The following is a 22,090-nucleotide window of genomic DNA, read 5'->3' as shown; positions in this document are numbered from 1 at the left end:
AATCCGGGCGGCAACCCGACGACGATCAGCAACGTGGCGGCGGGCGAGCTGTCGGCCACGAGCACGGACGCGGTCAATGGATCGCAGTTGTACGAGACGAACCAGAATGTGACGCAGCTGGGCAATACGTTCAACAACATCGCGGGTGACACGAGCCAGGCGAACACCGATGCGAACGGCCTGGGCATTCGCTATGCACGGACGAACGAAGCAGGGCTGACGCCCAGCGACTCGTCGGCACAAGGTCAAGGCAGCACGGCGGTGGGTTACAACGCCACGGCGACCGCCGACAGCGCGCTGGCGCTGGGCCGTGAAGCGCAAGCAAGCCACGCAAGCAGCGTGGCCTTGGGCGCGAACTCGGTCGCTGACGGTAGCACGCTGGGCATGGCGGCGTACAACCCGGGCACGGGCACGATTGCCGGAACGGTGCCCGTGGGCGAGGTCAGTGTGGGCAGCGCTGGCAACGAGCGCCGGGTCACGAACGTGGCAGCGGGTGCGCAGGCGAGCGATGCGGTGAACGTGAGCCAGTTGCAGTCGGTGGCCACGAACGTGAACAACCTGGGTGATCGTGCCGTGCAGTACGACGGCAATGTGGGCGATGCGAAGGATACGATCACGCTGGCGGGCACGCCATCGACCGACGGCGGCGTCACGGGCGGTACGCGGATCACCAACGTGTCTCAGGGCGAGCTGTCGGCGACCAGCACGGATGCGGTCAACGGTGCGCAACTGAATCAGACGAATGAAAACGTGGCCCGGAACACGTCCGATATCGCGGGAATCGGCGACACGATCACCACGATCGCGGGTGATACCAGCCAGGCGAACAGGGATGCGAATGGCCTGGGCATCCGTTACGTGCGCACGAACGAAGCTGGGCTGGCGCCCAGCGATTCGTCGGCGCAAGGGCAGGGCAGCACGGCGGTGGGCTACAACGCGACGGCCACGGCCGACAGCGCGCTGGCGCTGGGCCGCGAAGCCCGCGCCAGTCACGCGGGCAGCGTGGCGCTGGGTGCGAATTCGGTCGCTGATGGCAGCACGCTGAGTACGGGTGCGTACAACCCGGGCACGGGCACGATCGCCGGGACGGCGCCGGTGGGCGAGGTCAGTGTGGGCAGCGCCGGCACCGAACGCCGGGTCACGAACGTGGCAGCGGGTGCGGTAGCGACCGATGCGGTGAACGTGAGCCAGTTGCAGTCGGTGGCCACGAACGTGAACAACCTGGGTGACCGTGCCGTGCAGTACGACGGCAACGTGGGCGATGCGAAGGACACGATCACCCTGGCGGGTACGCCATCGACAGACGGTGGGGCCACGGGCGGTACGCGGATCACGAACATGTCGCAAGGCGAGTTGTCCGCGACGAGTACGGATGCGGTAAACGGCTCGCAGCTGTACGAGACGAACCAGAACGTGACGCAACTGGGCGACACGCTGACCAACATTACCGGTGATACGAGCCAGTCGAACACGGATGCGAATGGCCTGGGCATTCGCTATGTACGGACGAACGAAGCAGGGCTGACGCCCAGCGATTCGTCGGCACAAGGTCAAGGCAGCACGGCGGTGGGCTACAACGCGACGGCGACGGCCGACAGCGCGCTGGCGCTGGGCCGCGAAGCGCAGGCAAGCCACGCGGGCAGCGTGGCCTTGGGCGCGAACTCGGTCGCCGACGGTAGCACGCTGGGCATGGCGGCGTACAACCCAAGCGCGGGCACGATTGCTGGCGCAACGCCCGTGGGCGAGGTCAGTGTGGGTAGCACCGGCAACGAGCGCCGGGTCACGAACGTGGCAGCGGGTGCGGTAGCGACCGATGCGGTGAACGTGAGCCAGTTGCAATCTGTGGCCACGAACGTGGACAACCTGGGTGATCGGGCGGTGCAGTACGACGGCAACGTGGGCGATGCGAAGGACACGATCACGCTGGCAGGCACGCCGTCGACCGATGGCGGCGCCACGGGGGGGACGCGGATCACGAACGTGTCGCAAGGCGAGTTGTCGCCCACGAGCACGGATGCGGTCAATGGTGCGCAACTGAATCAGACGAACGAGAACGTGGCGCGGAACACGTCCGACATCGCCGGGATCGGCGATACGATCACCACGATCGCGGGTGATACGAGTCAGGCGAATACCGATGCGAACGGCCTGGGTATCCGCTATGTGCGCACGAACGAGGCGGGCTTGACGCCCAGCGACGCGTCGGCACAAGGCCAGGGCAGCACGGCGGTGGGCTACAACGCGACGGCGACGGCCGACAGCGCGCTGGCGCTGGGCCGTGAAGCGCAGGCAAGCCACGCGGGCAGCGTGGCCTTGGGCGCGAACTCGGTCGCTGACGGCAGCACGTTGGGCGTGGCCGCCTACAACCCGGGTACGGGAACCCTTGCTGGCACGGCCCCCGTGGGCGAGGTCAGCGTGGGCAGTACTGGCAACGAACGCCGGGTCACGAACGTGGCTGCGGGCGCGGCGGCGAGCGATGCGGTGAACGTGAGCCAGTTGCAGTCGGTGGCCACGAACGTGAATAACCTGGGTGACCGTGCGGTGCAGTACGACGGCAACGTGGGCGATGCGAAGGACACGATCACCCTGGCGGGCACACCGTCTACCGATGGTGGCGCCACGGGTGGCACGCGGATCACCAACGTGTCACAAGGGGAGTTGTCGGCCACGAGCACGGACGCGGTCAATGGCGCGCAACTGAATCAGACGAATGAGAACGTGGCCCGGAACACGTCCGATATCGCGGGGATAGGCGACACGATCACCACGATCGCGGGTGATACCAGCCAGGCGAACACGGATGCGAATGGCCTGGGTATCCGTTACGCGCGGACGAACGAAGCAGGGCTGACGCCCAGCGACTCGTCGGCGCAGGGCCAGGGCAGCACGGCGGTGGGCTACAACGCGACGGCGACTGCCGAGAGTGCACTGGCACTGGGTCGTGAAGCCCAGGCGAGCCACGCAGGCAGCGTGGCCTTGGGTGCGAACTCGATCGCTGACGGTAGCACGCTGGGCATGGCAGCGTACAACCCGGGCACGGGCACGATTGCTGGAACGGTGCCCGTGGGCGAGGTCAGTGTCGGCAGTGCCGGAACCGAACGCCGGGTGACGAACGTGGCCGCGGGTGCGCAAGCGAGCGATGCGGTGAACGTCAGCCAGTTGCAGTCGGTGGCCACGAACGTGAACAACCTGGGTGATCGTGCGGTGCAGTACGACGGCAACGTAGGCGATGCGAAGGACACGATCACGTTGGCGGGCACACCGTCGACCGACGGTGGGGCCACGGGCGGTACGCGGATCACCAACGTGTCGCAGGGGGAGTTGTCGGCGACCAGCACGGACGCGGTCAATGGTGCGCAACTGAATCAGACGAACGAGAACGTGACGGCGCTGGATGGCCGGGTGACCACGGTCGAAGGCAATGTGACGCAATTGGGCGACACCCTGACCACGATCGCGGGTGATACGAGCCAGGCGAATACCGACGCCAATGGCCTGGGCATCCGCTATGTGCGCACGAACGAAGCCGGGCTGACGCCCAGCGATTCGTCGGCGCAGGGCCAGGGCAGCACGGCGGTGGGCTACAACGCGACGGCGACTGCCGAGAGTGCACTGGCACTGGGTCGTGAAGCCCAGGCGAGCCACGCAGGCAGCGTGGCCTTGGGTGCGAACTCGGTCGCTGACGGCAGCACGTTGGGCATGGCCGCCTACAACCCAGGCACGGGCGCCCTGGCTGGCACGGCCCCTGTGGGTGAAGTCAGTGTGGGCAGCACGGGCAACGAGCGCCGTATCACCAACGTGGCGGCGGGCGCGACGGACACCGATGCGGTGAACGTGAGCCAGCTCAAGTCCGTTGAGGCCGGTGTCGGCAACGTCAGCGACCGTGCCGTGAAGTACGACGGTAACGTGGGCGATGCGAAAGACACGATCACGTTGGCGGGCACACCGTCGACCGACGGTGGGGCCACGGGCGGTACGCGGATTACCAACGTGTCGCAGGGGGAGTTGTCGGCGACGAGTACGGACGCGGTCAATGGTGCGCAGTTGCATCAGACGAACGAAAACGTGACGGCGCTGGATGGCCGGGTGACCACGGTCGAAGGCAACGTGACGCAGTTGGGCGACACCCTGACCACGATCGCGGGTGATACGAGCCAGGCGAATACCGACGCCAATGGCCTGGGTGTCCGCTATGTGCGCACGAACGACGCCGGGCTGGCGCCCAGCGATTCGTCGGCGCAAGGTCAGGGCAGCACGGCGGTGGGCTACAACGCGACGGCGACGGCCGACAGCGCGCTGGCGCTGGGCCGCGAAGCCCGCGCCAGTCACGCGGGCAGCGTGGCGCTGGGCGCGAACTCGGTCGCTGACGGCAGCACGTTGGGCATGGCCGCCTACAACCCGGGTACGGGAAGGATTGCCGGCACGGCACCTGTGGGTGAAGTGAGCGTGGGCAGCGCGGGCAACGAGCGCCGTATCACCAACGTGGCGGCGGGCGCGACGGACACCGATGCGGTGAACGTGAGCCAGCTCAAGGCGGTCGAGACCAGCGTCGGCAACGTCAGTGACCGTGCCGTGAAGTACGACGGTAACGTGGGCGATGCGAAAGACACGATCACGCTGGCGGGTGCGCCGTCGACCGATGGTGGCGCCACCGGCGGCACGCGGATCACGAACGTGTCGCAGGGCGAGCTGTCGGCCACGAGCACGGACGCGGTCAATGGGGCGCAACTGTACGAGACCAACCGGAACGTGGCGCAGAACGCGTCCGACATCGCGGGGATCGGCGACACGATCACCACGATCGCGGGCGATACGAGCCAGGCGAACACCGATGTGAACGGCCAGGGCATCCGTTACGTGCGTACGAACGAAGCCGGGCTGGCGCCCAGCGATTCGTCGGCGCAGGGCCAGGGCAGTACGGCGGTGGGTTATGACGCAACGGCCACGGGCGACAGTGCCTTGGCGGTCGGGCGCCAGGCGCAGGCCGGCAAGGAGGGAAGCGTGGCGGTGGGCGCCAATGCCGTGGCCGATGGCGTCCGGTCGGTGGCCGTGGGCAATGCGAACACGGTGACGGGAGACGGTGCCCTGGCGATCGGCAATGGCAATACGGTTGCCGCCGCCAACGCCTTCGTGCTGGGGAACAATGTTTCGTTGACGAACACGAACCTGAACGGAGCCGTGGTCCTGGGGAACGGTTCGACCGCGTCGGCCGCCGCGCCGTCCTCCACGGTGACGATCAATGGTGTCACCTATGTGTATGCGGGAGGGGCGCCGGCCGCGGGCGATGTGGTCAGCGTGGGTAGCGGGGAGGCGCCCCGCCAGATCCAGAACGTCGCCGCGGGTCGTGTCACCGCGGACAGCCTGGACGCGATCAATGGTTCGCAACTGTTTGCCACCAACCTCGCGCTCAGCAGCCTGGGCGATACGGTCAACCGGATCACCACGGGTGGATTCGAGAGCAAGTACTACCAGGCCAATGGCGGAGCCAACTCGGAAATGCCGGCGGCGCGGGCCACCGGCACTGGAAGCGCGGCGATGGGGCCGGCGGCCACGGCCACGGGCACCAATTCCGTCGCGGCCGGCAATGGCGCCGAAGCCAGGAAGGACGGGGACGTGGCCTTGGGCGCCGGAGCGGTCGCGGATCGCGGCGCCGAGAGCTACACCGGTCAGTACTCCGGTGCGCAGAACCGGACGGCCGGGACGGTTTCCGTCGGGGCGGCCGGTGCCGAGCGCACCATCAGCAATGTGGCCGATGGGCGTAACGCGACCGATGCGGTCAACCTGCGGCAGCTCGAGGGCGCGGTCAAGGAGGCCAATGCCTATACGGACCAGCGTATTGATGAAGTGGCAGGGACCGTGGTGGAAGTTGGCGAGACGGTCGACCGCTTGGGTGATCGTGTGACCACGGTGGAGGGCGACGTCACCAAGATCAGGCAGGGCGCCGACGGCATGTTCCAGGTCAATCAGGGCAGCACGCCGCCCACGCCGCCGCAGGCTAGTGGCGGTAATTCCGTGGCGGGCGGCAGCGGCGCGGTGGCGTCCGGCCAGAACGCGACGGCTGTCGGCAACAACGCCCGGGCCAGCGGGGAAAACTCGACCGCCGTCGGCAATGGCGCCAACGCTTCCGGCAACAACTCGGTCGCGGTCGGGGCGAATTCCACCACCACGCGCGATGACACGGTCTCCGTGGGAGCGGTAGGCCAGGAGCGCCAGGTCATCAACGTCGCGGCGGGCCGGGAGGGTACCGATGCGGTCAACGTCAATCAGCTGCGCGAGGCCGAAAGAGGAATAAACCAGCAGATGTCCGGCATGCGGCGCGACTTGCAGTATGTCGACGCTCGCCTGAGCGCGGGGGTCGCGGCGGCGATGGCGATGTCTGCGCTGCCTCAGGCTTATAGCCCGGGCAAGAGCATGGTCAGCCTGGGCGGTGCGACCTGGCGCGGCCAGAGCGGCATCGCCATGGGCATCTCCACGGTGTCCGACAACGGCAAGTGGGTGATCAAGGGCCTGGCCAGCAGCACATCGCGCGGCGACTACGGTGCGGCGGTCGGGGTGGGCTTTCAATGGTAGGCCGGCGTGGCATGAAATCAGGGAATCGTGGAGGCTATCGATCGATGAGCAGCAGGATATCGGTGTGTGGGGCGGGATCCGTGGGGGCACTGGGAGCGCTGCTTCTGTCCGCGGTACTGGCCGGATGCGGAAATCTCAGCCAGGTATCGCCGGAGGGGACGACGGAGCAGGCGGTGTTCCCTGAACCGGGGCCGTCCGCGGATACCCGGGGAACCTGGCCCAATATGGACAACTTGCGCATCGTCCGGGCGGGGATGAGCAAATCGCAAATCAATGACTTGCTTGGACCGCCTCATTTCAATGAAGGGATTCTTGGGGTGCGGGAGTGGGATTACCTCTTCCACATGCAGGCGGACGGCGGAGCCATGCAATGCCAATACAAGATTCTTTATGACAAGGATGCCTTGGCGCGCACCTTTCTGTGGAAGCCACAGGAGTGCGCGGACCTTCTGAACAATTCCCCACGTCCGTGAGAGCCGTCCTTTGGAAAGGTCGATGAAAACCGTGATGCGTTCGGGTATCTTGCTGCTATCGGCCGCGATGTTGGCAGCGTGCCAGCAGCCGATGAAAAATCCGCAGGCGGAGGCTGGGCCGCCTGCGTCATCGCCTGGACAACCGCCGGCGGCGAATCCAGCGATGGCCGCCCGGCCCGCGCCGGCACAACCGGGAGCGCAGACGCCGCCTTCGACCCAGGCTGGTCGTCCTGTATCCCAGATCGCTGCGCCCGCGGTGGATTTTCGCCTTGCCCAGGCGCAGCCTGGTACGGGCCTGCAACAATTCAACTTGCAGGGCCGCCTTTTCTATTACCTGCCCGCGCCGGTCCTGACTCGGGCCGATCTGGCCGATGCGATACCGATGAGGTCCGGCCAGGGGCAGCCGTTCCTCAGCCTCCGCTTCACCCCGGCGGGGGCCCAGAAGCTGGCGGAAATCTCGGGCCGAAACGTGGGCAAGTGGTTGATTTTCACAATCAACAATCAATTGGTTGGCGTTCCGCAAATCGTCAACCGTATTGCCGACGGCGTGCTGGATCTCGCGATGAATTCCGAACAGCAGGCGATCAACGTGGCCAATGCCATTGCGGGCAGGCCGCCGGAAGCACCTGCCCCGGCCTCCGCACCGGCACCAGCACCGGCACCCGCGCCGGCGCCAAGACCGCCGGCGCGATGATTGCCGCCGCGTTTGCGGCGCGCGCCGCAGGTTGGCGCAGGCGGGTTGAGAGTCGAGCTTAGTGTTTCCCCTTCAGCAGCAAGGGGACTTCCTTCTTGAGCACCTCCAGGACGGCTCGAATCCTGGGGGCGGTGGGGCGGTGGGCGTGCACGAGGGCGTGGGCGTCGAACGGGGGAACGACGTATTGCGGCAGCAGCTGTATCAGCCTGCCCTGTTTCAAGGCCTGCACGCATGCTGGCTGCTGGACGACGCCGATGCCGCTGCCGGCTTGTATCAGTTCATACATCGGACGCCAATGGCTGGTCGTGCAGGCGGTGTTGATCGTTATCTGCTGAAGTCCTTCCGTGGGGTGCTTCAGCGCAAGCCTGTTGTTGCTGAAGATTCCCTTGACGCGGATGAAGGGATGGTGAGCGAGATGGGCCGGAGTGTCGATGGGGCCATGCGCTTCGATGAAGGACGGCGCGGCGACCAGGACTCGGTTGACTTGCCCGAGCGGGTGGGCCACGAAGCCGCCTTCTCCCAGGGAGCCGAGGCGTATCGAGATGTCGACTCCTTCCGTGACGGGGTCGACGACGGCGTCGTTCAGGACCAGGTCGAGTTGGAGTTGGGGGTGTTTTTGGCGAGCGTGCAGCAGTGCCCGAGGCAGGACGATTTCGCCGAAACATTGGGCCGAGGCAATGCGGACCCTGCCGCGGATGTTGCCGGGTTCCTGGTTCAGGATGGAGGTAATCGTCGCATCAGCAGTAACCAGCAATCGTTTGCTGTGATCGTAGAAGGTGCGGCCTTCTTCCGTACAGACCAGCGTACGGGCGCTGCGCAAGAGCAGCTTGGCGCCGAGGTATTTTTCCAGTTTGTCGATGCGTTCGCTGACCGCAGGTTGCCCCATTTCGAATTCGCGTGCGGCGGCGGAGATGCTTCCGAGTTCTACTACCCGGGTATAGATGCGTGCTGAGGCGAGAAGATCCATCTGTTAGCGAACCTTTTCGAGCCGGCAGGCGCGAACGGTCGCAGGGATTCCAGCCGATCGGAGGCGCTCGTGCGCCGGCACGAGAAAATGCCGCGTGAGGCGGCAGCCATGCGCGGTTCTTGTTCTTATTGAGCCATGGGAAGGGGGTCGGTAGACTCGATTCTTATCATCTGGCTGGGTGAAACGAATGGTACTGGACGAGTTTTCCTCGCATCTACGGTGAAAAACCGATAATTACTATCGGTTTTCCTTGCCGCCGGCTGCACGTGAACTTCCCCCAGCAGCCCGTAGGTGTCCCAAAGAGCCCGCCGGGCATAGGGCTTGCGGCGGCCCAGCCGACCCCCCGGGGAGCCGACGATGACCACGCACGCCCAAGCCGCCTTGTCCGAGGTACTGGTGGTGCCCGACCAGCATCCCTCCACGCTGGACGCCTGCCGGCGCTGCCGGCTGTGGCACGACGCCACGCAGGGCGTGGGCGGGGAAGGTCCGAAGCGGGCGCGCATCATGATGGTGGGCGAGCAGCCCGGCGACAAGGAAGACTTGGCGGGTCGCCCTTTCGTCGGCCCCGCGGGCGCGATGCTGGACGCGGCCTTGGCCGAGGCCGGGGTGGATCGAGACGACGTGTTCGTGACCAATGCGGTCAAGCACTTCAAGTGGTCGCAGCGCGGCAAGCGGCGTATGCACAAGACGCCCGGGCAGCGCGAGATCGAGGCTTGCCGCTACTGGCTCGAGAAGGAATACGAGGCGGTGGATCCACGCGTCGTGGTGGCGCTGGGCGCGACCGCGCTGAAGTCGGTGCTGCACGATTATCGAGCTGGCCTGCGGGACCGGCTGGGTGAGGTACTGACGTGCGCCGGCCGGCTGGTCGTGCCCACCTATCATCCCTCGTATGCGTTGCGGGCGCCCGACCCGGACGCCCGCAAGCAGGCCTACGACACCATCGTGGCCGCGCTCAGGCAGGCGGGCCGGTTGATGCGCGAGGGCCGGGGCCGGTAGCCACCGGCGCGCCGGGTTCAGGACCGCCGGGCATGGGCGACGCCCAGCGCCGCGCCCACCAGCACCACGGCGCAGGCGGCCAGCATGGGCGCGCGGCCCCGCGTCGCCATGTGCGTATAGGCGCTGTGGCGCCGGCCTCGCTGCGGGTAGGCCGGCGTGTCCTCCCGGCCCGGGGACTCCAGCGCATCCTCGCGCGAGCGGGAGGGGATGCCGGTGCGCTGGTGCTTGATCAGCCAGTTCGCCATCCGGTCGGCCAGGCTGGGCATGCGCTGCCCGAACTGTCCGAGCGCCTTGGCGGCGCTGCCCACGTAAAGGTCGCGGCGCGGGTGTTCGGCGGCGTAAAGGATGGCGTGGGCCGCGACCTCGGGCGCGTAGACCGGCGGCGGCAGGCGTGGTTCGACGTCCATGTAGTTGCGCGCATGGGCGGTGAAGCCCGACGCGATGGAGGCGGGCTTGATCAGCGTGACCGAGACGGGCGCGCCTTCGCTTTCCAGTTCCATGCGCAGTGCATCGGTGAAGCCCTTGACCGCATGCTTGGAGGCGGAATAGGCGCCTTGCAGCGGCACCGCCCGATCCGATACCTCGCTGCCCACGTTGATCAGGGCCCCGCCATGTTCGCGCAGGTGGCCGACGGCCACGATGGAGCCGTAGACCACGCCCCAGTAGTTCGTGTCGAAGAGCTTGCGCTGGTCTTCGACCGGTACGTCCTCGATGCGGCCGAAGATCGAGACCCCGGCGTTGTTGATCCAGGTATCCACCGTGCCATGGGCGTCCAGCGCCGCCTGCAGCAGCCGTTCATGGTCTTCGCGCCTGCCCACGTCCATCTGCACGGCAATGGCCTGGCCGCCGTCCGCGCGTAGTTCCTCGGCCAGGGTGTCTAGGCGTTCCTGGTCGCGGCAGGCCAGCACCACGCGGGCGCCGCGCCGGGCGGCTTCGCGGGCCGTGGCCAGGCCTATCCCGCTGCTGGCACCGGTGATGACGATGACCTGGTCGGACAGTTTCTTCAGGCGATATTTCATGGGGACGCTCCTTGCTTGCTCGTCGCTCGGCTTGCGCACGAAGCGTGCCTGCCAGGAGGCGGATATGATGCCTCGCATGCGGCGCGGGCCGCCACGGACAGGAGCATCGTTTCATGGACACACCCCGGCACTTCGGCTTCATCGGACTCGGCAACATGGGCCTGCCCATGGCGCGCCGGCTGCTCGCGGCGGGCCATGCGCTGACGGTGTGGAACCGCAACGCCGGCAGGGCGGCCGAGCTGGTCGCCGCCGGCGCGCGTCTGGCGGGCACGCCCGCCCTGGTGCTGGGGGCGGCGGACGTGGTGGGGATCTGCGTCAAGGACGGGGCGGCGGTCGAGTCGGTGGTATTCGGTCCGGACGGCCTGGCCAGCGCGGGCCCGCAGGGCTCGCGCAAGGTGGTGATCGATTTTTCCACCATCGAGCCCGAGCAGGCGCGCGATCTCGGCCGGCGCCTGCGCGAGCGGACCGGCGCCTCGTGGCTGGACGCACCCGTGTCGGGCGGCGTGCCGGGGGCCGAGGGCGGCACGCTGATCTGTTTCGTTGGCGGCGAGGCCGCGGACCTCGAGGCGGCGGGGCCTTTCCTGGCGCCGCTGACCTCGCGCGTGACCCACATGGGGCCGGCCGGCGCGGGCCAGACCACCAAGATCTGCAACCAGATGATCGTCGCGGTGAATGTGCTGACCATCGCCGAAACCTATGGTCTCGCACGGCGCGCCGGGGTGGACGTGGAACGGCTGGCGCCGGCGCTGGCGGGCGGTTTCGCGGACTCGCAGCCCTTGCAGATATTCGGGCCGGCCATGGCCGCCGGCCGTTTCCAGCCCACGCGCACCGCGGTCGAGCTGATGGCCAAGGACATCGGCATTTCGCAGCGCATGGCGGCCGAGTTCGATGCCCGCACGCCGGTGTCGGCCTTTTGCTCCGGCCTGTACGAACAGGTGCGCGAGCACGAGCCCGAGGTGTTCGCGGGCGACGTGGCGGGACTGGTGCGGCGCTACGAGTGAAGCTGCCGCTGTCATCGAGCCTTCATTGATGTAACGGTGCTAAAGAGCCGTCCGGTCCGGGCCGATAAACGGAATGACGCGCAACGGCGGGGTTCTCGGGAACCCCGCCGTTGCCGTTTATGGCCTAGGGTTTTCATCAGGACGTCATGAAGATACGCAGCAAATTGTTCGCCTTGGGGATCGCCGGCATCGTGGCGATCGCGGTCGTGGCCGGTTGTGCGGTGGCCGGGCTGTTGCGCCTGAGCGCCGCCGTCGACGACTACGCGCAGCGGCGGGTGCCGGCGCTGGTGGCGCTGGGCGCGCTGCGGGAAGGGCAGGTGCAGGTCGCCCGCCACAGCCTGGAACCGCTCCAGTGGGCCGATGAATACTCCATCGAGGCCCGCAACGAATGGGAGCGCATGCTGCAGTCGAAGGGGCGCACCTGGACCGCGATGGAAGCCGCCCGGGCGGCCTTGGCGGACGCGCCCGCCACCGACGGCGAGGCCGAGGCGCTGCGGACCTTCGATACGGCCTTCCATGCTTGGGCAGAAAAGGAAAAACCGCTTACCGATCTGCTCAAGCAACTGGTGGAGGTGGACGGTGAAGAGCGCCAACGCTTCCTGCTGCTGAAATACCTGGCCGCCTATTCCGCGCAGGAGTCCTACTACGTGCAGGCGCAGCAGGCCATGCAGGCGCTGGCCGAGGCCGGCGCGCAGGCCGCGGCCGAGCGGGCGGCCGAGTTGCGGCAGGCAAGCCGCGGCCTGGCGGGCCTGATCGCGGGCGTGGGGCTGGCGGCGATCCTGCTGATGCTGGCGGGCGCCTGGCGCACGGGGCGCGCCATCGTGGGCGCGATCGATGGCATGCGGTCGCGCCTGTCGTCCATCGCCGACGACCTGGACTTCCGCCCCCGCGCGGACGTGGGCGGCAAGGACGAGGTGGCCGACATGGCGCGCGCGCTGGACCGGCTGGTGGCGCGCATGCGCACGTCGCTGGCGACGATGCAGGGCCTGTCGGCCACCATGAACGCCGCTGGCGACGAGGTGTCGGCCGGCGCGGCCGACGTGGCCGGGGGCGCGGCCCGCCAGAACGAGGCCGCCGGCCGCATGGCCACGTCCATGCAGGCGGTGGCCGCCAGCATGGCGCAGGTCGCGCAGTCGGTGGACGAGGCGATCGGCCTGTCGCGCGACGCCTGCGGCCTGGCCCAGCGCGGCGGCGAGCTGATCGGGACGGCGGGTGGGCAGATGGACGCGATCGCCGGCCGGATGGCGGCGGCGTCACGGGCGCTGGAGGCGCTGGGGCGCCATGGCGAATCGATCCGCCACGTGGCCCGGCTGATTTCGGACATCGCCGGGCAGACCAAGCTCTTGTCCCTGAACGCGGCGATCGAGGCGGCCCGGGCGGGCGAGGGGGGCCGAGGGTTCGCCGTCGTGGCCGAGCAGGTCAGGACGCTGGCCGAGAAGAGCGCGGCATCCAGCTTGCAGATCGGCCAGACCGTGGAACGCATCGCCGATGAAACGATGGCTGCCGCCGAACTGATGCGGGAAGTGGTGCAGGCCGTGACGGTGGGGCAGGCCAGCGCCGGCGAAGCGGGCCGTTTCATGGGTGAACTGCATGCGGGGTCCGAGCAGGCGGCGCGGGTGGTGGCCGCCATCGGCCAGGCGCTGCGCGAGCAGGCGTCGCTGAACGACGGCGTGGCCCGCCACGTGGGCGACGTGGCCGGCATGGCCGGGCATTACCGCGAGGCGGCGGGCGCCATGGCGGCCCAGGCCGCCAGCCTGCGTGAAACCGTTCGTACGGTCGACGAAACCGTCAGTTCGTTCAGGGTGTCGTAAGCCTTGCCGCACGCGGTTTTCCCCGGGAGGCAAGGGTGGGGAGGCGTTTCGGTTGACTCAGGGTTTGCGCTATACTTTCGGCCGGACGCGCGTGGGTATGAAACATGCATGTCCGACAGTTACCGCAGTAGCCGGTAAGACAGTTTTGGTTTTGCGCCGACAGTTTTGTGTCGACACGCGCTGGCTTCACAACGCAGCGGTCCGCGCAAAAACATACATCCTTGCATGTAAACACACGCAGGTGGTCTAGAATGGCGCCGGCCCCGGACGGGGCGGCAACGGGCGGCATTCCGGCTTGTCCGCCGCAAGGAAGTCTGGTCCGCATCCTGCCGATTTTGCAAATGACGCCTCGGGCACATTTCATGTCCGTGGCGTGACTCGAACAGGTTACCTGATGAATATCGAGAGTTACCTTCCTGTCCTGCTGTTCATCATCGTGGGCAGCGTCATCGGTTTCGCGCTGATGTTCCTGGGCTCCGTGATCGGCCCGAACCGGCCGGACAGCGAAAAGCTCTCTCCGTACGAATGCGGCTTCGAGGCTTTCGAGGACGCGCGCATCAAGTTCGACGTGCGGTACTACCTCGTCGCCATCCTGTTCATCCTGTTCGATCTCGAGATCGCGTTTCTGTTTCCGTGGGCCATGGCCAACGAGCAGGTAGGCCTGCTGGGCTTCGGGACCGTGGCGGTATTTCTGGCCGTTCTCGTGGTCGGCTTCATCTACGAATGGAAAAAGGGCGCGCTCGACTGGGAGTGATCCCAGCAGCACGCCGAAGGACATCGGGTTTCATTCATGGCTATCGACGGAATTCTCAACGAAGGCTTCATCACCACGACCGCGGACAAGGTCATCAACTGGGCGAAGACGGGGTCGCTGTGGCCCATGACCTTCGGCCTGGCCTGTTGCGCGGTCGAAATGATGCACGCGGGCGCGGCCCGCTACGACCTCGACCGCTTCGGCATCATCTTCCGGCCCAGCCCGCGCCAGTCCGATCTGATGATCGTGGCCGGCACGCTGTGCAACAAGATGGCGCCGGCCCTGCGCAAGGTCTACGACCAGATGCCGGAACCGCGCTGGGTGGTTTCCATGGGCTCGTGCGCCAACGGCGGCGGGTACTATCACTATTCCTATTCGGTGGTGCGCGGCTGCGATCGCATCGTGCCGGTCGACGTCTACGTCCCGGGCTGCCCCCCCACCGCCGAAGCGCTGGTGTACGGCTTGCTGCAATTGCAGAACAAGATCCGTCGCACCAACACCATCGCGCGTTGACGTCGATGCCGGTGCGCGCGCTTTCCACTCCCATCCTTCCGCCCGGACCGGCCCAGGCCCGTCCGGCGTCGTCTTTTGATCCGAGCGCTCATGACCAAGCTTGAAACCCTGCGCCAGAATCTGCTTAGCGCCTTGGGCGAAGATATCCGCCTGACTCTCGCCCTGGGCGAGCTGACGCTCGAGGTGCCGGTGGACCGGTACGTGGAAGTGTGCCGGACGCTGCGCGACGATGCCGGGCTGAGCTTCGAGAGCTGCATCGACCTGTGCGGCGTCGACTACTCCACCTACGGCAACGAGGTGCGCGAGACCGGGCGCTTCGCCGTGGTGCTGCACCTGATCTCGATCGCCCACAACTGGCGCCTGCGCGTGCGCACCTACGCCGCCGACGACGACATGCCGGTCGTGCCGTCCCTGGTGGACGTCTGGTCCGGCGTCAACTGGTACGAGCGCGAGGCCTTCGATTTCTACGGCGTGCTGTTCGAGGGACACCCCGACCTGCGCCGCATCCTGACCGACTACGGCTTCATCGGCCATCCCTTCCGCAAGGACTTCCCGCTGTCGGGCACCGTCGAAATGCGTTTCGACCCCGAGCAGAAGCGGGTCATCTACCAGCCCGTCACCATCGAGCCGCGCGAAGTCACGCCGCGGGTCATCCGCGAAGACGGTTACGGAGCAGGGCGCTAATCATGGCAGAGATCAAGAACTACACCCTCAACTTCGGTCCCCAGCACCCGGCCGCGCACGGCGTGCTGCGCCTGGTGCTGGAACTGGACGGCGAAGTCATCCAGCGCGCCGACCCCCACATCGGGCTGCTGCACCGGGCCACCGAAAAGCTGGCCGAGCACAAGACCTTCCTGCAGGCCTTGCCCTACATGGACCGTCTCGACTACGTGTCCATGATGTGCAACGAGCACGCCTACGTCATGGCGATCGAAAAGCTGCTGGGCGTGGAGGTGCCGCTGCGGGCGCAGTACATCCGGGTGATGTTCGACGAGATCACCCGCGTGCTGAACCACCTGATGTCGCTGGGCTCGCACGCGCTGGACGTGGGCGCGATGGCGGTGTTCCTGTACGCCTTCCGCGAGCGCGAGGACCTGATGGACTGCTACGAGGCGGTCTCGGGCGCCCGCATGCACGCGGCCTACTACCGCCCGGGCGGCGTCTACCGCGACCTGCCCGAGCGCATGCCGCAGTACCGCCCCAGCAAACTGCGCAGCGACAAGGAAATGAAGGCCCTGAACGATGACCGCTCGGGCTCGCTGCTCGACTTCATCGAGTCCTTCACCAATCGCTTCCCCGGCTACATCGACGAATACGAGACCTTGCTGACCGACAACCGGATCTGGAAACAGCGCCTGGTCGACGTCGGCATCGTCAGCCCCGAGCGCGCCAAGGCGCTGGGCTTCACCGGCCCGATGCTGCGCGGTTCGGGCATCGCGTGGGACCTGCGCAAGATGCAGCCCTACGAGGTTTACGACCTGGTCGACTTCGACGTGCCGGTGGGCACGAACGGCGACTGCTACGACCGCTACCTCGTCCGCATCGAGGAAATGCGCCAGAGCAACCGCATCATCAAGCAGTGCGTGGAATGGCTGCGCAACAATCCCGGCCCCGTCATGACGAGCAACCACAAGGTCGCTCCGCCCAGCCGCGCCGAGATGAAGACCAGCATGGAAGAGCTGATCCACCATTTCAAGCTCTTCACCGAAGGTTTCCACGTGCCCCCGGGCGAGGCCTATGCCGCGGTCGAGCACCCCAAGGGCGAATTCGGCATCTACCTGGTGTCGGACGGCGCGAACAAGCCGTACCGCCTGAAGATCCGCGCCCCGGGCTTTGCCCACTTGCAATCGCTGGACGAGATGGCGCGCGGCCACATGATCGCCGACGCCGTCACGATTATCGGCACGCAGGACATCGTGTTCGGCGAGATCGACCGCTGAACCCATGACCGCGTCCCAACCGGATACCACCATGCTGCTTTCCGAACAGGCCCTCAAGAAGATCGACCGCGAAGTCTCCAAGTACCCGGCCGAACAGAAACAGTCCGCCGTGATGGCGGCGCTGGCCATCGCGCAGGACGAGAAGGGCTGGCTGTCGCAAGAGGTGATGGAAGAAGTCGCGAACGTCCTCGGCATGCCTCCCATCGCCGTGCAGGAAGTCGCGACCTTCTACAACATGTACAACCTCAAGCCCATGGGGCGGTACAAGATCTCGGTCTGCACCAACCTGCCCTGTGCCCTGCGCGACGGCGAGAAGGCCGGGCACCACCTGAAGCAGAAGCTGGGTATCGATTATCGGGAAACGACCCCGGACGGTGTGTTCACGCTGGTCGAGGGCGAATGCATGGGAGCCTGCGGCGACGCGCCCGTGCTGCTGGTGAACAACAAGCGTATGTGCATTCAGATGTCCGAGGCCAAGCTCGACGCGCTCGTCGATGAATTGAAGGCCGAGGCGAATGCCGGAGGTGCAAAATGAGCGTGGCCGAACCGGTCATCAGCACGGCGTTCCACAACCGCCACATCGACCCGCAGATCATGGCGGGGCTGGACGGCAGCAACTGGCGCCTGAACGACTACGTCGCGCGCGGCGGCTACGAGGCCCTGCGCAAGATCCTGTCCACCGGCATGACGCCCGAGCAGGTCATCGCCGAGGTCAAGTCCTCGGGACTGCGCGGCCGTGGCGGCGCGGGCTTCCCGACCGGCCTGAAGTGGAGCTTCATGCCGCGCACCTTCCCGGGCCAGAAGTACCTGGTCTGCAACTCCGACGAAGGCGAGCCGGGCACGTTCAAGGATCGCGACATCCTGCGCTACAACCCGCACATCGTGATCGAGGGCATGGCCATCGCCGCCTACGCGATGGGCATTTCCGTGGGCTACAACTACATCCACGGCGAGATCTTCGAGGTGTACGAGCGTTTCGAGGAAGCGCTGGAAGAGGCGCGCGCCGCCGGCTTCCTGGGCAACAACATCCTCGGCTCGAATTTCAGCTTCCAGCTGCACGGCCACCACGGCTACGGCGCCTACATCTGCGGCGAGGAAACCGCGCTGCTCGAATCGCTGGAAGGCAAGAAGGGCCAGCCGCGCTTCAAGCCGCCGTTCCCGGCCAGCTTCGGTCTGTACGGCAAGCCCACCACGATCAACAACACCGAGACCTTCGCCGCGGTGCCCTGGATCATCCGCCACGGCGGCGACGCCTACCTGCAGGTGGGCAAGCCCAACAACGGCGGCACCAAGCTGTACTCGGTCTCGGGCGACGTCGAATACCCCGGCAACTTCGAGGTGCCGATGGGTACGCCGTTCTCCAAGCTGCTGGAGCTGGCCGGCGGCGTGCGGGGCGGCCGCAAGTTGAAGGCGGTGATTCCCGGCGGCTCCAGCGCCCCCGTGGTGCCGGCCCATATCATGATGGACTGCACGATGGACTACGACTCGATCGCCAAGGCCGGGTCGATGCTGGGATCGGGCGCGGTCATCGTGATGGACGAAACGCGCTGCATGGTGAAGTCGCTGCTGCGCCTGTCGTATTTCTATTTCGAGGAAAGCTGCGGCCAGTGCACGCCGTGCCGCGAAGGCACGGGCTGGCTGTACCGCGTGGTCCAACGCATCGAGAGCGGCAAGGGCCGCCCGGAAGACCTGGACCTGCTCGATTCGGTGGCCGGCAACATCATGGGCCGCACGATCTGCGCGCTGGGCGATGCCGCGGCCATGCCGGTGCGGGGCTTCCTGAAGCACTATCGCGACGAATTCATGTACCACATCGAGCACAAGCACTGCCTGGTGCCCGAGTACCTGTAGCCGCCGGCCCGCGCGCAAACAGGCATTTACCGAAACGCACACGCTCCGCCCGATGACGGGGCAAACGGAAATAAGATGGTTGAAATTACGATCGACGGCAAGACAGTGGAGGTGGCCGAGGGCAGCATGATCATGCATGCCGCCCAGAAGGTCGGCCTCTACGTGCCGCATTTCTGCTATCACAAGAAGCTGTCGATCGCGGCCAACTGCCGCATGTGTCTGGTCGACGTCGAGAAGGCCCCCAAGCCGCTGCCCGCCTGTGCCACTCCGGTCAGCAACGGCATGGTGGTCCATACCGCTTCCGAGAAGGCCATCAACGCCCAGAAGGGCGTGATGGAGTTCCTGCTGATCAACCACCCGCTCGATTGCCCGATCTGCGACCAGGGCGGCGAATGCCAGCTGCAAGACCTGGCCGTGGGCTACGGCGGCTCGTCCTCGCGCTACAGCGAGGAAAAGCGCGTCGTGTTCCACAAGAACCTGGGCCCGCTGGTGTCGGCCGAGGAAATGGCCCGCTGCATCCAGTGCACCCGCTGCGTGCGGTTCGGCCAGGAGATCGCCGGCGTGATGGAACTCGGCATGATCAACCGTGGCGAGCATTCCGAGATCACCACTTTCGTGGGCCGTGCGGTCGAGTCCGAGCTGTCGGGCAACATGATCGACATCTGCCCGGTCGGCGCGCTCACGTCCAAGCCGTTCCGCTACAGCGCCCGCACCTGGGAGCTGGCCCGCCGCAAGTCGATCAGCCCGCATGACAGCATCGGCGCCAACCTGATCGTGCAGGTCAAGAACGACCGCGTCATGCGCGTGGTGCCGTTCGAGAACGAAGCCGTCAACGAGTGCTGGATCAGCGACCGCGACCGCTTCTCGTACGAAGGCCTGAACAGCGAGGACCGCCTGGCCGTTCCGATGGTGCGCGGCACCGACGGACTATGGAAGGAAGTCGAGTGGGCCGAGGCGCTGGACGCCGTCGCGGCCGGGCTGCAATCGGTCAAGAACAGCTACGGCGCCGGCCAGATCGGCGCGCTGGCGGCCCAATACGCCACCACCGAGGAATTCGCGCTGCTGGCCCGCCTGGTGCGGGCCCTGGGTTCCGACAACATCGATTTCCGCCTGCGCCAGACCGACGCCGGCTTCGACGCCGCGCGCGGCGGCGCCCCGTGGCTGGGCATGGCCCTGGCCGACGTCGGCGCGCTGGACCGCGTGCTGGTGGTCGGTTCCTTCCTGCGCAAGGACCATCCGCTGCTGGCCCAGCGCCTGCGCCAGGCCGCCAAGGCCGGCACGCAGGTCATCCTGGTCGACGTGGCGGCCGACGATCCGCTGATGCCCGTGGCCGAGCGCGTCACGGTCGCCCCGGCAGCGCTGCCGTCCGTGCTGGCCGAGATCGCCGTGGCGCTGGCCCAGGCCAAGGAAGCGGCCATCGCGCCCGAACTGGCCGGCGTGCAGCCGGGCGAAGCGGCCCGCCGCATCGCCGCGCTGCTGGCTTCCGGCGAAAACACCGCCGTGCTGCTGGGCAACCTGGCGGCGCAGCATCCGCAAGCCTCGACGCTGGCGGCCAACGCGCAACTGATCGCGCAGGCCACCGGCGCCCGCCTGGGCTTCACGACCGAGGGCGGCAACACGGTGGGCGGCTACCTGGCCGAAGCCGTGCCGATGCGCGGCGGCAAGACCGCGGCGCAGATGTTCGCCGAGCCGCTCAAGGCTCACATCGTGGTGCATGCCGAACCGGCGCTGGACGCGGCCGACGGCGTGGCCGCGCTGCGCGCGCTGCGCGCCGCGCAATTCAACGTGGCCCTGACCTCGTACCGCTCCGCCGCCGAGGACTGGGCCCACGTGATGCTGCCCATCGCGCCGTTCACCGAAACCTCGGGTACCTTCGTCAATGCCGAGGGCAGGGCGCAGAGCTTCAAGGGCACGGTCCGTCCGCTGGGCCAGACGCGTCCTGGCTGGAAGGTGCTGCGCGTGCTGGGCAATGCCCTGGAGCTGCCCGGCTTCGACGACGAGACCTCCGAATCCGTGCGCGACGCGGTGCTGGCCGGCGAGATCGCGCCGCGCCTGTCGAACGCCATCGGCGCCAAGCCGGGGGTGGGCAGCGAGGTCCAGGGCCTGCAACGCGTGGCAGACGTACCGCTGTTCTCCAGCGACGCCATCGCGCGCCGCGCGCCGGCGCTGCAGTCGACCTCGGCCGCCGATGCGCCCGAGGCCCGTGTCAACGCCGCGACCGTGGCCGGCCTGGGCCTGGCCGACGGCGACCGCGTGCGCGTGAAGTCGTCGACCGGCTCGATCGAACTCTTCCTTTCCGTGGATGACGCCGTGCCGGCAGGCGCCGTGCGCATCGCCGCCGCCCATGCCTCGACCTTCGCGCTCGGCGGCGCATTCGAACAACTCAGCGTGGAGCGTGCCTGATGCAGTGGATCGACGTCATTCAGGCTCAAGGAACGGAGCTGATCGGCCCGGTAGCCTGGTCGGTGGTGTGGAACATCGTCAAGATCGTTTGCATCGCGGTGCCCATCATCCTGTGCGTGGCTTACCTCACGTACTGGGAACGCAAGATGATCGGCTGGATGCACGTTCGCCTGGGGCCCAACCGCGTGGGCCCGAAGGGCTTGCTGCAGCCGTTCGCCGACGTGCTCAAGCTGCTGACCAAGGAAGTGATCGTTCCCAGCAACGCCAACAAGGTGCTCTACATCGTGGCGCCCGCCGTGGTGCTGATGCCTGCGCTGGCCGCCTGGGCGGTGGTGCCGTTCGGCCCCGAGGTCGTGCTGGCCAACGTCAACGCCGGCCTGCTCTACATCATGGCCATCACTTCGCTGGGCGTCTACGGCGTGATCATCGCCGGCTGGGCCTCGAACTCGAAGTACGCCTTCCTGGGCGCGCTGCGCGCCTCGGCGCAGATGGTGTCCTATGAGCTGGCCATCGGCTTCGTGCTGGTGACGGTGCTGCTGGTGTCCGGCAGCCTGAACATGAGCGAGATCGTCCTGAAGCAGGCCGATGGACGCTTCGCCGGCATGGGGCTGACTTTCCTGTCGTGGAACTGGCTGCCGCTCCTGCCGCTGTTCGTGGTCTACATCATCTCGGCCGTGGCGGAAACCAACCGCCATCCCTTCGACGTGGTCGAGGGCGAGTCCGAGATCGTGGCGGGCCACATGGTGGAATACTCCGGCATGACCTTCGCCCTGTTCTTCCTGGGCGAATACGCCAACATGATCCTGTTGTCCGCGCTGGCCTCGATCATGTTCCTGGGCGGCTGGCTGCCCCCGATCGACGTGGCGCCGCTGACCTGGGTGCCGGGCTGGATCTGGCTGGCGCTCAAGACGTTCTTCGTGGTCTCGTTGTTCATCTGGTTCCGTGCGTCTTTCCCGCGCTATCGCTACGACCAGATCATGCGCCTGGGCTGGAAGGTCTTCATCCCGCTGACGCTGGTCTGGCTGCTGGTGGTGGCGGTCTGGATGCAGACGTCCTGGAACATCTGGAAGTAATGCCCGCCCTGTGCGAGCCCAAGAA

16 protein-coding genes are annotated in these 22,090 nt (G+C 66.9%); 14 read left to right on the top strand and 2 right to left on the bottom strand.

Annotation, left to right across the window (positions count from 1 at the left end; all coding sequences use genetic code 11):
* From WKR98_RS19780 to WKR98_RS19770, 3 genes are all read left to right on the top strand, one after another.
* Positions 1 to 6,570, top strand: a 6,570-nt coding sequence (locus WKR98_RS19780) for a YadA-like family protein (protein ID WP_445936117.1), incomplete at its 5' end; no start/stop codon positions are given.
* 44 nt (positions 6,571 to 6,614) lie between these two features.
* Positions 6,615 to 7,043 (top strand): outer membrane protein assembly factor BamE, encoded by a 429-nt coding sequence (locus WKR98_RS19775; protein WP_124689034.1) that lies wholly within the window; start codon positions 6,615 to 6,617, stop codon positions 7,041 to 7,043.
* A gap of 22 nt (positions 7,044 to 7,065) precedes the next feature.
* Positions 7,066 to 7,737 carry a SecDF P1 head subdomain-containing protein gene (locus WKR98_RS19770; RefSeq protein ID WP_341434471.1) on the top strand — a complete coding sequence of 224 codons (672 nt, stop codon included), beginning with the start codon at positions 7,066 to 7,068 and terminating at the stop codon, positions 7,735 to 7,737.
* A 58-nt stretch (positions 7,738 to 7,795) separates the two neighbouring features.
* Here WKR98_RS19770 and WKR98_RS19765 read toward each other — a convergent pair whose 3' ends face one another.
* Complete coding sequence (locus tag WKR98_RS19765) at positions 7,796 to 8,704, bottom strand: LysR family transcriptional regulator (RefSeq protein ID WP_124689035.1); 909 nt, start codon at positions 8,702 to 8,704, stop codon at positions 7,796 to 7,798.
* A gap of 357 nt (positions 8,705 to 9,061) precedes the next feature.
* Between WKR98_RS19765 and WKR98_RS19760 the strand changes: the two genes are divergently transcribed.
* On the top strand, positions 9,062 to 9,700 hold the full coding sequence (locus WKR98_RS19760) for a UdgX family uracil-DNA binding protein (protein ID WP_341434470.1): 639 nt from the start codon (positions 9,062 to 9,064) through the stop codon (positions 9,698 to 9,700).
* A gap of 17 nt (positions 9,701 to 9,717) precedes the next feature.
* On the opposite strand, the gene WKR98_RS19755 is transcribed toward WKR98_RS19760, so the two are convergent.
* Entirely contained in the window at positions 9,718 to 10,719 is a 1,002-nt protein-coding gene (locus tag WKR98_RS19755; protein ID WP_341434469.1) for an SDR family oxidoreductase, read from the bottom strand.
* 113 nt (positions 10,720 to 10,832) lie between these two features.
* Between WKR98_RS19755 and WKR98_RS19750 the strand changes: the two genes are divergently transcribed.
* The 10 genes from WKR98_RS19750 to nuoH all read left to right on the top strand — a co-directional run bounded on the left by WKR98_RS19750 (position 10,833) and on the right by nuoH (position 22,065).
* Entirely contained in the window at positions 10,833 to 11,720 is an 888-nt protein-coding gene (locus WKR98_RS19750) for an NAD(P)-dependent oxidoreductase (protein ID WP_341434468.1), read from the top strand.
* A 146-nt stretch (positions 11,721 to 11,866) separates the two neighbouring features.
* A complete protein-coding gene (locus tag WKR98_RS19745) occupies positions 11,867 to 13,531 on the top strand; it encodes a methyl-accepting chemotaxis protein (RefSeq protein ID WP_341434467.1) in 1,665 nt (554 codons plus the stop codon).
* Positions 13,532 to 13,925: 394 nt separating this feature from the next.
* On the top strand, positions 13,926 to 14,285 hold the full coding sequence (gene ndhC / locus WKR98_RS19740; RefSeq protein ID WP_124689040.1) for an NADH-quinone oxidoreductase subunit A: 360 nt from the start codon (positions 13,926 to 13,928) through the stop codon (positions 14,283 to 14,285).
* Positions 14,286 to 14,321: 36 nt separating this feature from the next.
* Entirely contained in the window at positions 14,322 to 14,798 is a 477-nt protein-coding gene (locus WKR98_RS19735; protein WP_087779235.1) for a NuoB/complex I 20 kDa subunit family protein, read from the top strand.
* Positions 14,799 to 14,888: 90 nt separating this feature from the next.
* Positions 14,889 to 15,482, top strand: coding sequence for an NADH-quinone oxidoreductase subunit C (locus tag WKR98_RS19730; RefSeq protein WP_124689041.1), 594 nt, complete (start codon positions 14,889 to 14,891; stop codon positions 15,480 to 15,482).
* 2 nt (positions 15,483 to 15,484) lie between these two features.
* Positions 15,485 to 16,738: an NADH-quinone oxidoreductase subunit D gene (locus WKR98_RS19725; RefSeq protein WP_124689042.1), complete on the top strand. Its 1,254-nt coding sequence runs from the start codon at positions 15,485 to 15,487 to the stop codon at positions 16,736 to 16,738.
* A gap of 31 nt (positions 16,739 to 16,769) precedes the next feature.
* Complete coding sequence (nuoE, locus tag WKR98_RS19720) at positions 16,770 to 17,273, top strand: NADH-quinone oxidoreductase subunit NuoE (RefSeq protein WP_341434466.1); 504 nt, start codon at positions 16,770 to 16,772, stop codon at positions 17,271 to 17,273.
* Positions 17,270 to 18,589, top strand: coding sequence for an NADH-quinone oxidoreductase subunit NuoF (gene nuoF, locus WKR98_RS19715; RefSeq protein WP_124689044.1), 1,320 nt, complete (start codon positions 17,270 to 17,272; stop codon positions 18,587 to 18,589). Before nuoE ends, nuoF begins: the two co-directional genes overlap by 4 nt.
* Before the next feature lie 75 nt (positions 18,590 to 18,664).
* Positions 18,665 to 20,992, top strand: a complete 2,328-nt coding sequence (nuoG, locus tag WKR98_RS19710; RefSeq protein WP_341434465.1) for an NADH-quinone oxidoreductase subunit NuoG — start codon at positions 18,665 to 18,667, stop codon at positions 20,990 to 20,992.
* Positions 20,992 to 22,065: an NADH-quinone oxidoreductase subunit NuoH gene (nuoH, locus tag WKR98_RS19705; protein WP_124689046.1), complete on the top strand. Its 1,074-nt coding sequence runs from the start codon at positions 20,992 to 20,994 to the stop codon at positions 22,063 to 22,065. Before nuoG ends, nuoH begins: the two co-directional genes overlap by 1 nt.
* The last annotated feature ends 25 nt before the right edge of the window (positions 22,066 to 22,090 follow it).

It is taken from the genome of Pigmentiphaga sp. YJ18 (assembly GCF_038066655.1).
Lineage (GTDB): Bacteria > Pseudomonadota > Gammaproteobacteria > Burkholderiales > Burkholderiaceae_B > Pigmentiphaga.
Note: the sequence above shows the minus strand (reverse complement) of the source record. Positions and strands in the feature narration are given on the sequence as shown.